Origin of the sequence: Nitrosomonas sp. Is37 (assembly GCF_033063275.1) — a bacterium.
Classification (GTDB): Bacteria; Pseudomonadota; Gammaproteobacteria; order Burkholderiales; family Nitrosomonadaceae; genus Nitrosomonas.
The window spans coordinates 49,986-63,237 of record NZ_JAWJYP010000012.1 but is presented as its reverse complement, the minus strand read 5'-3'; the positions used below and the strand labels follow the sequence as shown (position 1 = coordinate 63,237).

At 42.6% G+C, this 13,252-nt stretch carries 10 protein-coding genes; 5 read left to right on the top strand and 5 right to left on the bottom strand.

All coding sequences use genetic code 11. The features are described from left to right. Window positions 1-515: 515 nt before the first annotated feature. On the bottom strand, window positions 516-1,322 hold the full coding sequence (locus R2Q26_RS07390; protein WP_090566100.1) for an inositol monophosphatase family protein: 807 nt from the start codon (window positions 1,320-1,322) through the stop codon (window positions 516-518). Window position 1,323: 1 nt separating this feature from the next. Then, the gene (locus tag R2Q26_RS07385; RefSeq protein WP_317535699.1) at window positions 1,324-1,878 is read right to left on the bottom strand and encodes a thioredoxin family protein; all 555 of its coding nucleotides are present in this window, start codon (window positions 1,876-1,878) and stop codon (window positions 1,324-1,326) included. A gap of 86 nt (window positions 1,879-1,964) precedes the next feature. On the opposite strand from R2Q26_RS07385, the gene R2Q26_RS07380 reads away from it, so the two are divergent. Both R2Q26_RS07380 and argA read left to right on the top strand, forming a co-directional pair. Next, window positions 1,965-2,726 carry a 16S rRNA (uracil(1498)-N(3))-methyltransferase gene (locus R2Q26_RS07380; RefSeq protein WP_317535698.1) on the top strand — a complete coding sequence of 254 codons (762 nt, stop codon included), beginning with the start codon at window positions 1,965-1,967 and terminating at the stop codon, window positions 2,724-2,726. 143 nt (window positions 2,727-2,869) lie between these two features. Next, entirely contained in the window at window positions 2,870-4,204 is a 1,335-nt protein-coding gene (gene argA / locus R2Q26_RS07375; protein ID WP_317535697.1) for an amino-acid N-acetyltransferase, read from the top strand. 59 nt (window positions 4,205-4,263) lie between these two features. On the opposite strand, the gene R2Q26_RS07370 is transcribed toward argA, so the two are convergent. Further along, window positions 4,264-6,060 carry a GGDEF domain-containing protein gene (locus R2Q26_RS07370; RefSeq protein ID WP_317535696.1) on the bottom strand — a complete coding sequence of 599 codons (1,797 nt, stop codon included), beginning with the start codon at window positions 6,058-6,060 and terminating at the stop codon, window positions 4,264-4,266. Between the two features lie 362 nt (window positions 6,061-6,422). Here R2Q26_RS07370 and R2Q26_RS07365 point away from each other — a divergent pair, with 362 nt between their 5' ends. From R2Q26_RS07365 to R2Q26_RS07355, 3 genes are all read left to right on the top strand, one after another. Further along, window positions 6,423-6,695 (top strand): oxidative damage protection protein, encoded by a 273-nt coding sequence (locus R2Q26_RS07365; RefSeq protein WP_090566086.1) that lies wholly within the window; start codon window positions 6,423-6,425, stop codon window positions 6,693-6,695. A 74-nt stretch (window positions 6,696-6,769) separates the two neighbouring features. Then, window positions 6,770-8,869 carry a polyphosphate kinase 1 gene (gene ppk1, locus R2Q26_RS07360; RefSeq protein ID WP_317535695.1) on the top strand — a complete coding sequence of 700 codons (2,100 nt, stop codon included), beginning with the start codon at window positions 6,770-6,772 and terminating at the stop codon, window positions 8,867-8,869. Between the two features lie 19 nt (window positions 8,870-8,888). Beyond that, window positions 8,889-10,445 (top strand): CHAD domain-containing protein, encoded by a 1,557-nt coding sequence (locus R2Q26_RS07355; RefSeq protein ID WP_317535694.1) that lies wholly within the window; start codon window positions 8,889-8,891, stop codon window positions 10,443-10,445. A gap of 134 nt (window positions 10,446-10,579) precedes the next feature. On the opposite strand, the gene fba is transcribed toward R2Q26_RS07355, so the two are convergent. Next, entirely contained in the window at window positions 10,580-11,644 is a 1,065-nt protein-coding gene (fba, locus tag R2Q26_RS07350; protein WP_317535693.1) for a class II fructose-bisphosphate aldolase, read from the bottom strand. Window positions 11,645-11,761: 117 nt separating this feature from the next. Next, a complete protein-coding gene (gene pyk, locus R2Q26_RS07345; protein ID WP_090566076.1) occupies window positions 11,762-13,243 on the bottom strand; it encodes a pyruvate kinase in 1,482 nt (493 codons plus the stop codon). Window positions 13,244-13,252: the final 9 nt, after the last annotated feature.

Genomic DNA, 13,252 nt, shown 5'->3' with positions numbered 1-13,252 from the left:
ATTGTTGCTAATCCAGTTTGATTGAGTCTTGGTCCCAGATTATTGATACTTGCAGCTGTGGCTGAAAAGACTGTCATTCGCCCAAACCGCTTAATATCAGAACCAAAATCATGAGAATCATGCTTGCTAAATAAATAAGAATACGAATACTACAAAGATAATTGGATTGGCTTCTTTCAGGAATAATGGGATGATCTTTGTAAAATATCGCTGCCATCCGAGTATCGATATTGGGAACATGCTTACGTAATGCCTGTAGTTAATGTCCTACCAATGACTCTTTGTAGTGCCCTTACAGCAATCAGACTCACTTTATCAGAAGTAAAATCAAGCACCTGTAATGCTCGATCGTGCAACAAGGCTAGCTACTTTGCGGCAATATTAACCACAGCGATATCGTTTGCCTCACTTACCAAACTTTCGGCAACGGTAGAGCCAACTCGTCCAGCTCCTAAAATAAGAATTTTCACTGCTGCAATCTGTTCTTTTTGAGTTTTTGATTGCTACAAAACATCTTACACCGCAGAAGCTTCGTTATTCTGATGATGCGCCCTCACCCAATCACGCCATTGCCTAAACAATGTAGGATCAAGCGCGGCAATCACTGAGCGCCTCCAGGGTGATCCTGCCCAATAATCATCCTGATCGAAGCTACACATGGAGCCGCCCGCTTCTTCCAAAATCAGACAGCCCGCCGCATAATCCCAAGGTTTCTGACCGCCGTGGAGATACAAATCAAAATAGCCCGCAGCGGTATAACACCATTCTAGAGCACAAGCACCAAAGTTACGCTGTGACGCATAGGGAGGATATGCAGCTATCTTCTCAGCCAATTTACGATCAAGGCGCTTAAGATCGACATTAGCTATCGCATTTCGCAGATGAGTCTCACGATTTCTCAACGGCAATGGAATCCCATTAAGATAAGCGCCCTTACCTTTTTCTGCATAAAACAATTCTTTTGTAACAGGATTGTAGACAACACCCAAAATACTCCGCCCTTTACGCATCAATGCGACGGAAACCCCAAAATAAGGAAGGCCATTAAAAAAGTTGGAGGTACCATCAATTGGATCAACACTCCAGAGCCCAGCATCTCCCGCTTCCCATTGGGCATGTTGTTCCTGTATGGACATTTCTTCACCCATTACTGCAACAGGATAAATTTTTTGGAGTTTATCCAGTAAAACTTCCTGTGCTACTAAATCAGCTTCAGTATAAAAGCTACCATCCGCTTTACGCTGGCGCACCACTTGCATATATCGAGGCATAATTTCCTCTTGTGCAACGTCTTTTACGACGGCAATGACTTGTTCCAGCATATTAATCTCGCCATTTGATCGAGCAGCCGATACTCGGTATTTGATCTTTAGGGCCCTGCCCCGTTTGAGCAACTTGCACCATTGCCTCGAATAAGTCACGACGCGCATCATTAGGTGCCGCCTCCTTGCGAGAGGCATCCAATCGTCCACGATACTGAAGTTCTAGACGATTATTGAAACCAAAAAAATCCGGTGTACAAACTGCTCCATAGGCTTTGGCAATTTTCTGGGTTTCATCCCATACGTAAGGAAAAGGATAGCCATACTCTTTGGCCACTTTAACCATGTTGTCAAAAGAATCTTCTGGATAATCCTTAGGATCATTCGACATAATAGCGATCGCACCTATACCGTATCCCGCCAGCTCTTTTACGTCCCGTATGATACGATCGCGTACTGCTTTGACATAAGGGCAATGATTGCAAATAAACATCACTAGTAATCCATTCTCACCTTTTATAGCAGCTAGGTTATAACGTTTGCCATCTACTCCAGGCAAATCAAAATCAATTGCTTTCCAGCCAAAATCACAAACAGGTGTTTCAAGACTTGCCATAATTTTTCTCCTTATCGTAGGTCTTGTTAGTCTTTGCTATATTATCATGGAATCATAATTAGCCTGTTCTTAGACCGCTATCCATCATGACTGCACGTTTTTATTATCCTGGCCCTATGATACTGGATCAAATTATCACCTTGCCTATAAATACAGGCCATCATGCCACGCGCGTGTTACGCCTTAAGCAAGGTGACAAAGTGATTTTGTTTAATGGAGAAGGTGGTGAATTTTCAGGATCAATCCATCATATTGATAAATCGGGTAGTACGGTGATTCTCTCGCAATTTCACGCAATCGAACGTGAATCACCTCTTTCTATCAGCTTGGTACAAGCTGTTTGTTCTAATGAGAAAATGGATTGGATCATACAAAAATCGGTAGAGCTCGGTGTTAACTGTATTCAGCCTATTACAGCAACTCGCAGTATTGTAAGGCTTTCAGAAGAACGTGCAAATAAACGACAATTGCATTGGCAACAAGTAATCATTGCTGCCTGTGAACAATGTGGTAGAAATCGTATTCCGAAACTACACCCATTGCTAACGCTATCGGATTGGTTTAGTCAACAATTTGAAAACAAACGAAATAACATAGAAAATAAATCCCCTTATAAACTTTTTCTTTCACTCACAGCAAATAAGCGTCTATCCGAATTTTCGTTGCCAAGCATTGATACACCCCTGTTACTGCTTATTGGACCGGAAGGGGGATTTACGACAGAAGAAGAAAAAGCAGCCTATGCGACTGGCTTTGTTTCAATTTGCTTAGGCCAGCGCACATTACGAACTGAAAGTGCAGCACTCGCTGCGATAGCAGCCATACAGGCCTTATGGGGAGATTATTGAATCAGTTTTTTTACATTCATAGACAATAGCTTTTTTGCTTCAAAATACATGAGATTGCTTTTCTTCTAATAAAATAGCTGTTGATCAACATGCTCCATGAAAAAGCTAAGTGATCATTAAACTCACAACAACATTATCTGAACATGACACGCAATGCTGATTTTGTCACTTGGTTCCGTTCCGTTGCGCCTTATATAAAAGTATTTCGCAGTAAAACTTTTGTGATCGCATTTGGTGGCGAAGTCGTAGCTGATGGAAATTTTGTTGAACTGGTTCACGATTTCAATCTATTAGCAAGCCTGGGAATCCAGTTGATTCTGGTGCATGGCGCGCGACCACAAATTGAATTCCAATTACAACAACATAACTTAGCAGCGATGTATGTAAATGGAATACGAGTGACAGATAATGCCACGCTTCAATGCGTTAAAGAAGCAGTTGGAAAAGTTCGTGTCGAAATCGAAGCTTTAATGTCTATGGGGTTACCCAATTCACCCATGGCTAATGCCGCCATTCATGTTGCTAGCGGTAATTTCGTTATAGCCCGCCCAATCGGTGTGCTTGAAGGCATTGATCTTATATATAGTGGGGAAGTACGAAAAATTAACACCTCAGTTATCCGCACACGTTTGGAAAATGGAGAAATCGTTTTACTTTCGCCACTCGGCTACTCACCCACTGGCGAAATCTTCAATCTCACGCTGGAAAATGTTGCGACCGAAGTAGCTATTGCGCTTGGGGCAGAAAAACTTATTTTTCTGATGAATCCCCTTGGCATCATGCGCGAATCTACGGAACATCGTAGCATTTTATGGCGTGAATTGACTATTGCGGAAGCAAAATCGGTACTAAAAGAATTCAGCACGCCAATCGATTTAACAGATGATATCCAGTTATATCTCCCCTGTGCAATACATGCTTGTGGAAATGGAGTCGCGCGAGTTCATCTGATCAGCCGTCATATAGAAGGCGCTTTGTTGCAGGAATTATTTACCCATGAGGGTATCGGCAGCATGATCACGCAAGGACCCCTGCAAACTATACGCAAAGCTGAAATAGAAGATATAGGTGGTATTTTGCAATTAATCGAACCACTGGAAAATGAAGGCGTGCTGGTTAGACGCAGCCGTGAATTATTAGAGATAGAAATTGATCATTTTACCGTTCTGGAACACGATAATATGATCATTGCCTGTGCTGCACTTTACCCTTTCCCTAATGAAGGTGCTTGCGAGTTGGCTTGCCTTGCTGTCCATCCACACTATCGCAAAACTGGCTGCGCCAGTACTTTACTCAAACATATCGAACAGCAAGCCTTAGCACAAGGTTGTCTTAAGTTATTCGTCCTAACCACGCGCACAGCCCATTGGTTCATCGAACGGGGTTTCACAGAAACAACGCCCGATAAGTTACCTAAGAGCAAACAGAGTCTTTATAATTATCAGCGTCGCTCAAAAGTATTCATGAAGCAAATATAAATCTGGGGTAGTAACAGGCAGTCGCTGTGCAATGATTTAACTTAGCAGCGATTTCTAAGTTAAATCGCTGCCTTCTCTGGGATTGCGGCTTCTCGTTTTGCTATATACAAACCACTTGAGCTATTTTTTGCCCGATGTTTAGCAATAGCCGCTGCATTGGCTACCTGCTCCACCTTTTCAAACTCATTTGGCTTGACTAACACTGCTCCAACAGACAACGTTGTGCAAGGAAAGAAACGAACTACTCCGTGCCTGTCTTCTGCTTCGATACCACCAGCAAGCCGCGCAATCTCATCAAACAATGTGAGCGCTTTCACCGCAAAATCATCAATGATGCGTTCGCAGCGAGGTTGCCAGTCAGCACTCTGAAACAGAATGACAAAATCATCCCCCCCTACATGCCCGACAAAATCGCAACAAGGATCACAATACCTCAAACACGTTTGTGCCGCCAGACGTATCATTTCATCACCACGCCAGTAACCATAGTGGTCATTGAAAGGCTTGAAATGATTCAGATCAATATAGCAGGCTACAAATTCAGTACCATTGTTCAGTAAGCGCTGAATATGTAAGCTAATGGGGATATTGCCTGGCAGAGAGGTCAGCGGATTAGCATGGCGCGCGGCTTCTATGCGCGCCTCAGTAACGGCGCGAACAAGCTGCTCGCCTGTACCTAAGCCAACATAACGGCCATTATCCGTAACGATGAATCCTTCTATCAAATAGCGCTGGTCTTCCGATGTCAGTATGCCTAGTAAGTTATCTACGTCCTCATTTAACTCAATCAGACGAGGAGAATAATTGGCGAATTTTTTACACGGTCTGCGACCATTCAGCTCCCTAAAGTACATAGTTGCGTATTGGCTCATAAACTGGTCACGGTTAATCATCGCGATAGGCCTTTCATCTTCTACGACCGCTACCGCATGCAGATCAGGACAAGCTTGAAATAGTGATTCTACTTCACTGTTAGGAGCATCGGGGCTGACAGCTCGTGCTTTGATTACCTTTAGGCCGCGCAGTATGTTTGGCCGTGCATTTTGCTGCAAATGAGGTAGTACCGCTATCTGTTTGTCCTTCAGAATTTTCGCAGATTCAGCCGTTATTGTCCGTGCGGGAACGGATGTAGGATACCCTAGCAGATATCCTTGACCATAGGCCAGTTGCAAGTCACGTAATATTCGTAAATCGTTACCGGATTCAATGCCTTCCGCCACTAATTGAGTACCAAAAACTTCTGCGATGCATTTGAGAGCATGCACCATTTGCAGATTTTCTGTGCGACTCCCCAATTCCTTGGTGAAATATTTGTCAATTTTAACAAAAGCAGGCTTGATTTCAGACCATAGTTTAAGACTGGAGCGCCCGTCGCCAAAATCATCTAACGCCAAAGAGATACCTTCGCTGTTAAGATAATGAGCTTCCTTACGAAAGCGATCCATATCACTTGTTCGCTCATGCTCTGTGATCTCCAATATTAACATGCGTGGCAACACACCATAAGAACGGATGAGGTTTACTAATGAGGCGGAACCATGAATAGAACTAGCCTGCAAGAGAGCATTGGCGCTAAGATTCACAAATAATCGCCCAGGCTCAGGAAACTGCCCCCATTGGTTCAGCGCTTGGTGCAGACAGTGAAGCTCAAACTCAAGAATCAGACCTTCTTCTTCAGCCAGCTTGAACAATTTATCAGGATTATGGAAATTCGTATCTTTGGGGCCACGGATCAATGCTTCATGGGCGAATACAACGCCTGCTTGTAAATCACTTATAGGCTGAAAAACGCAATTCAGCAAGCCAGCGCTCATCAGCTGTTGCAATTGACCTTTATTAGACTTATTGTCAGACATTAAGAATATCCTTTATATGCGCGATTAAGTTATCATCCACTGGCATGTTCCTGTAAGTTAATTTTTTCTCCAAAACAAAATATAAGAAAAATTTCGCAGCACGCCTAAAGCTGCTGCTTAATCTCACATCCAATTTCAACTTTGCCACCCCCTGTGCAAAATGCTTCACTTTAAATGTTGAAATGCTAAGATGAGGAAATACTTATTACATCAAGATCATTACATCATCATTACATCAATATGAAAATGAATGTAATTACAAAGTGCTGCAGTTAAATAATTGCTTTAACAAGCAGTTGTTTTAATATGACTTATAATTGAGGAAAATATAACTTTTTCAATTAACTTGTTCGGGTAACAAAATGGCAAGAATAGTGAAATGTATCAAGCTGGAACGTGAAGCGGAAGGATTGGATTTTCCTCCCCTTCCAGGTGAGTTGGGAAAACGAATCTATGAGAATGTATCAAAAGAAGCTTGGCACCAATGGATCCAGCACCAGACTATGCTCGTTAACGAATATCGTCTGAATCTTGCTGATATCAAAGCACGTAAATATCTCACAACACAAATGGAGGCCTATTTTTTTGGTGATGGTGCTGATCAGCCAGCAGGATATATCCCACCTGACAAGTAAGCTTGAAACAAGAGGGATAGCCCACTGTCTTAATAGATTATAGATTACAACTAAAAAACAAGATAAGCCGAAAAATGCTAGATTCAGCCGTTATAAGTAATTTGACTACCTCCATTCCATTTCTTAACCGAGAGCTTAGTCAAATCGAGTTTAACCGACGTGTACTTGCTCAGGCCGAATCCAAAGATACACCATTATTGGAAAGATTACGTTTTCTCTGCATTGTCAGTAGCAACTTCGATGAATTTTTTGAAGTTCGTGTCGCGGGACTAAAAGAACAAATCAAATTAAATACACCAGGTTTTGGACCAGATGGCATGCTGCCTCGCCAAACTTTCAAATTGGTTTCGGAAGAAATACATCAAATTGTTGCCCGACAATATCAGTTACTCAACGAAAATATCCTGCCAGAATTAGCGCACCATGGTATTCGCTTCCTCCGCAGAAGTAATTGGAACGACTTTCAACGTGAGTGGATTAAAGCTTTTTTCTTTCGTGAGCTTATGCCCATGCTAACACCGATTGGCCTAGATCCTTCCCACCCCTTTCCGCGCGTATTAAACAAAAGTCTTAATTTTGCGGTAGAACTAGAAGGAAAAGATGCTTTTGGGCGCAATTCTGGTATGGCAATAGTCCAAGCACCACGTATTCTTCCTCGCATCATACGGCTTCCCAAGGAGGTAAGTACCGAAGAATATAACTTTATATTCTTATCCTCGATTCTCCATGCCCACGTAGGTGAACTGTTTGCTGGCATGCAACCGATAGGTTGTTTCCAATTTCGCGTCACCCGCAACAGTGATCTGTTTGTTGATGAAGAAGAAATCAAAGATTTGCGGATTGCTTTGCAAGGTGAATTACCTCAACGGCATCTTGGTAATGCGGTACGACTCGAAGTAGCGGATAACTGTCCACAGCATATTTCCCAATTTCTACTGGAGCAGTTTAGTTTAACTGCAGATGATTTATATCAAGTAAATGGACCGGTCAATCTAGTACGTCTCATGCAAGTTCCTGGACAAATAGATCGTCCCGACTTGAAATTTCCTCTATTTATTCCGGGTTTGCCTTTTTCCACTCAGAAAAAGAAAATCTCAAATATTTTCCAGATGCTTCGCAAAAGCGATATTTTATTACATCATCCTTATCAGTCATTTCAGCCAGTCATACAGTTTATCCAGCAAGCATCGCTGGATCCAGATGTTGTAGCTGTCAAACAAACGGTTTATCGTACCGGCTCAGACTCTAACGTAATGGAAGCGCTCATCGCTGCAGCCAGCCGAGGAAAAGAAGTTACCGTGGTAGTTGAACTGCTGGCGCGATTTGATGAAGAAGCTAATATCAATTGGGCTAGTCGTCTCGAAGAAGTGGGAGCTCATGTTGTTTACGGTGTTGTAGGTCACAAAACCCACTGCAAGATGGCAATGATAGTCCGGCGTGAAGAAGGCAAGCTTCGTCGCTATGCGCATCTTAGTACGGGTAATTATCATCCAGAAACCGCACGGCTCTATACTGATTTTGGATTACTTACTTGCCATGAAGAAATTTGCTCCGATGTCAATGAAGTTTTTCTGCAACTGACTAGCCTGGGTAAGGCTAGCAAATTGAAGCATCTCTGGCAGTCCCCCTTTACCCTTCATAGCCAAATACTAAATGCCATTAGAAATGAAATGGAAAATGCCAAAGCAGGTAAACCTGCAAACATCATTGCCAAAATGAATGCATTACTGGAACCCAATATCATTCAAGCATTATACGCTGCTTCGCAAGCTGGGGTAAAAATTCAACTCATTATACGAGGCGCATGTGCTTTGTGCCCTGGTGTACCCGGCATGTCAGAGAATATTACAGTGCGCTCCATCATTGGGCGCTTTCTTGAGCACACGCGAATTTTTTATTTTCGTAACAATAATAAGCACAATATTTATTTATCCAGTGCTGATTGGATGGATCGCAATTTCTTTCGCCGAATTGAAATCTGCTTCCCAATTCTGGAGCCACGCCTGAAAAAGCGTGTAATCTCAGAAGGATTAAAACCTTATCTTAGAGATAACACCCACGCGTGGGAAATGGATGCCAACGGCCATTACAAACGTAAATCTGTCCGCTCTAGCAGGCGTTTTACTGCTCAAGAGGCATTGCTTACAAAACTAGCGGCAGCAAAACAAGGCTAAATTTATAAGACGCGGATCTATGCCTAAAGAAATCGAGCTCAAGCTATCGCTACCCGCAAGCTGCATTAAACATTTGCAGAATTTACCCCTACTTAAAACTTTGGGTATTTCCCAACCAATTAATAAACTAAAGCTTTATACGATTTATTACGACACACCTGATTTAGCCTTAAAAAGGCAGCATTGCGCGCTACGCCTACGTCAAATAGGAAAAAACTGGGTGCAAACCATCAAAACAGAAGGTAGTGTCGCCTCTGGATTGCATCAGCGCAATGAATGGGAAGTGCCCGTTCCCAGAAATCATCTTGATTTCACTCAATTAAGCGATCCCAGAATAATCAAATTACTGAGCAATTCTGAGTTGAGGAAACAACTACGGCAGATATTCATTACACAATTTACTCGCCATACGCATATTCTGCAAATGGATGAAGGTAGTCAAATCGAGCTCTGTCTTGACCATGGCAAAATTATTGTAGACCACACAAAGGAATCATTTACTGAAATCGAGCTTGAATTAAAGTCGGGCAAGCCAGTTCAACTATTCCGACTTGCCCTTATGCTTGTCCAGATACTTCCATTCCCACTCAGATTGGAAAATATAAGTAAGGCTGAACGAGGCTATATGCTTTATACAGGACATAAAGATCCTCCAATTAAGGCCTTACCTGTCGAGCTCAAAGCTGATATGGATTTAACTACAGCTTTTACTCTGATCGCGCAAAATTGTCTTGATCAATTGACCAGAAATGAGCATGGCATGTTGGCAAGTAGCGATGTTGAATACCTCCATCAGATGCGCCTTGCGCTGCGTCGGCTCCGCACCGCATTTGATGTTTTTGTCACCGCCACTTCAAACGAAGTATCACTCACACAAGAGCTTAAATGGTTAACGCGCCAATTAAATCCAGCTCGTGACTGGGATGTTTTTGTTACGGAACAGCTTCCTAAAATTCAGAAGAATTTTGCTGAGCATGCAGGGATAGCTGTGCTCATAAAAACGAGTGAAATATTACGCAAGAAACACAATAAAACTGCACACAATAGTATCAGATCGAAGCGTTATACAAAATTGATTCTGCAACTGAATTTATGGCTAGAAGAAATATTTAAATACCCAGATCGACCACAAGCCTTGAAGAACGCAGCCGCTACTAAGATGGTGCTAATTACTTTCACGAAGACTTTTTTGACAGATCGTCATCAACAAATCATTGATATTGTGAAAGAAATTGAAAAACTTGATGCAATATCACTCCACTCACTCCGTATTAGCATAAAAAAACAACGTTATACTGTGGAATTTTTTCAAACTCTTTTTTCTCCTAAAGAGGTTAGAAAATATATCCATTCATTATCTGGACTACAAGATGCACTTGGTGCCATTAATGACAGCATAAATACCCAAAAACTGCTTAAAGAAATCCCCGCTTCGAAAACAAAGACATTAATATCACGAGAAGCTACCGGAATCATTCTGGGATGGAATATGCAGCGATTACAGCGAAAGAATATAGAGCTAAAGGATACCTTGCAACTTTTCTACCGTACTCCCCTTTTCTGGGAAACTTATTGAGATACGGAGCCGACACACCGCATTTTGCTTTTATATAAATATTAAAAAGCGTAGCAAAAAATTAAGGCTGCTGGTATTTGGCAAGATAATCAACCAATCTCCAGCAGCCTTTTTTATACCCTATCCGTACTTATTTAAGTAACGATAGGTTTTAGTTCTCCTTTTGCATATCTGTTAGCCATTTCTTCTAGCCCGATAGGCTTGATTTTACTTGCCTGCCCTGCGCTACCAAATGCTTCGAATCGTGCTTTACAAATTTCTTTAGCAGCAGCAGTCGCATCCTTCAAGAATTTTCTTGGATCAAATTCGCTTTTGTTCTTAGCCAAGTGCCGACGAATTGCCCCAGTCATAGCTAATCGAATGTCTGTATCGATATTTACCTTACGCACGCCATTTTTAATACCTTCTTGAATTTCCTCAACAGGCACACCGTAAGTTTCTTTCATTTCGCCACCATATTCACGAATGATTTCAAGCCATTCTTGAGGGACAGAGCTTGAGCCATGCATCACTAAATGGGTATTGGGAATCCGCTTGTGGATTTCTTTGATACGCTCAATAGCCAGGATATCGCCTGTTGGTTTTCGTGTAAATTTGTAGGCACCATGCGACGTGCCAATAGCAATAGCAAGTGCATCCACGCCTGTTTTTTTCACAAAATCGGCAGCTTGTTCAGGATCGGTCAGCAGTTGATCATGAGATAGCACGCCTTCAGCACCATGACCATCCTCTGCTTCTCCCATCCCGGATTCAAGTGATCCAAGACAACCCAATTCACCTTCAACAGAAACGCCGACTGCATGCGCCATAGCGACAACTTTTGCGGTAACATCAACATTATATTCATAGGATGAAGGTGTTTTGGCATCTTCTTTAAGAGAGCCATCCATCATGACGCTAGAAAAGCCACTACGAATTGCATTTACACATACTGCAGGTGAAGCACCATGGTCTTGATGCATCACAATAGGAATATGTGGATAGGCTTCCACTGCCGCTGCAATCAAATGACGCAAAAAAGCCTCTCCAGCATATTTACGCGCACCGGCTGAGCCTTGCATGATCACTGGGCTATTGCATTCATCCGCTGCCTGCATAATCGCATGAATTTGCTCGAGATTATTCACGTTAAATGCAGGCAATCCATATCCATTTTCTGCTGCATGATCTAAGAGTTGTCGCAATGATACAAGTGCCATTTAGGTCTCCTTCATTTGAAATTTTGTATCAGATTTATCATAAAAATTAGTTGATAGGAATTCGTATCTCGATAAAGGGCGTTCTTAATTTATTAAATCAACTTGCGATAAGAAAAATTAAGAACTTATTGATACTGGATTTGCTTCAGTGTTTTCTAGATTTCTCAATTTTCTGTGATCACCTACACGAACGATTTTCATGGTATTGGTACCCCCTGCTTTGCCAACAGGCTCACCTATGGTCATCACTATCAGATCACCATCACGCACCGCCCCACGCTTAAATAGCTCATCTTCCGCCAAACCTAAAACAATTTCTGGATCAAATATGTCCTGCCCAAATTTTATGGGATAAACCCCTCGAAACAGAGTCATTTTACCAAGCGTATCCTCCTGGGGACTTAGGGCAAATATGGGCACTTTTGAGCTTCTTCGGGACATTAACAATGCAGTTACACCACTCTGGGTAAGCGCTGCGATGGCACGAATTTTGAGACCCGTAGCAGTATACATCGTTGCACGGGCAATAGCCTCTTCAATGCTACTTGGCTGGGTTTCGGGTGAACGCTGTAATGTCTGGTTTACTATGTACTCTTTTTCTGCTTCCAGACAAACTCTTGCCATGGCTTCTACTGCCTCGATCGGATACTGCCCTGCAGCAGATTCAGCAGACAACATAACGGCATCAGTCCCATCCAATACTGCATTGGCCACATCTGATACTTCAGCACGAGTGGGAATCGGATTAATGATCATGGATTCCATCATCTGCGTTGCAGTTACGACGAGTTTATTTTTAGCACGAGCTGAGCGTATCATCCGCTTTTGCAATGCTGGTACGGCAGCGTCTCCCACTTCAACAGCCAGATCGCCCCGGGCAACCATGATCGCATCCGATGCATCCAAGATATCATCTAACGCCAAGATAGCTTCAGAGCGCTCGATTTTTGCCATAATCAGGCTATTGCCTCCAGCCTCTTGCATTAAAGTACGTGCCTGACGTATGTCTTCACCTGTCCGAGGAAAAGATACCGCCAAATAATCCGCTTTCAATGCTGCGGCAGTCTGGATATCCTGCTTGTCCTTATTAGTCAGAGCTGGCGCGCTCAGTCCACCACCTTTTCGATTAATGCCTTTATTGTTTGACAGCACGCCCCCTTGCTTGACTTGACAATATATTTCATTTCCAACCACCTTAGCAACGTTAAGAACAATACGACCATCATCTAATAGCAATATCGCACCAGCTTCCACGTCGTTAGGTAACTCTTTGTAGTCAAGCCCTACTCTTTCCTCATTACCTAATTCGCAGTCAGCATCAAGTATGAATTCATCGCCTACTTTGAGCCAGATTTTCCCGTGATCAAATTTACCAATGCGAATTTTGGGTCCTTGCAAATCAGCTAATATTCCAACCTTATAACCGGTGGAACGCGCAAGGTTACGAGTAAGGTCAGCGTAAGCAATTTGTTCTTCGCGAGTACCGTGTGAAAAATTTATTCTCACGACATCAACGCCTGCAAGAATCATGCGCCGCAGAATAGTAGAGTCGCTACAAGCAGGCCCCAGCGTAGCAACGATTTTCGTTCTTCTAATCATTCCAAAAAG

Bases quoted from the DNA above. Each gene is read 5' to 3' on its own strand.
- R2Q26_RS07390 (WP_090566100.1), bottom strand. From the start codon at position 1,322: ATGCTGGAACAAGTCATTGCCGTCGTAAAAGACGTTGCACAAGAGGAA.
- R2Q26_RS07385 (WP_317535699.1), bottom strand. From the start codon at position 1,878: ATGGCAAGTCTTGAAACACCTGTTTGTGATTTTGGCTGGAAAGCAATT.
- R2Q26_RS07380 (WP_317535698.1), top strand. From the start codon at position 1,965: ATGACTGCACGTTTTTATTATCCTGGCCCTATGATACTGGATCAAATT.
- argA (WP_317535697.1), top strand. From the start codon at position 2,870: ATGACACGCAATGCTGATTTTGTCACTTGGTTCCGTTCCGTTGCGCCT.
- R2Q26_RS07370 (WP_317535696.1), bottom strand. From the start codon at position 6,060: ATGTCTGACAATAAGTCTAATAAAGGTCAATTGCAACAGCTGATGAGC.
- R2Q26_RS07365 (WP_090566086.1), top strand. From the start codon at position 6,423: ATGGCAAGAATAGTGAAATGTATCAAGCTGGAACGTGAAGCGGAAGGA.
- ppk1 (WP_317535695.1), top strand. From the start codon at position 6,770: ATGCTAGATTCAGCCGTTATAAGTAATTTGACTACCTCCATTCCATTT.
- R2Q26_RS07355 (WP_317535694.1), top strand. From the start codon at position 8,889: ATGCCTAAAGAAATCGAGCTCAAGCTATCGCTACCCGCAAGCTGCATT.
- fba (WP_317535693.1), bottom strand. From the start codon at position 11,644: ATGGCACTTGTATCATTGCGACAACTCTTAGATCATGCAGCAGAAAAT.
- pyk (WP_090566076.1), bottom strand. From the start codon at position 13,243: ATGATTAGAAGAACGAAAATCGTTGCTACGCTGGGGCCTGCTTGTAGC.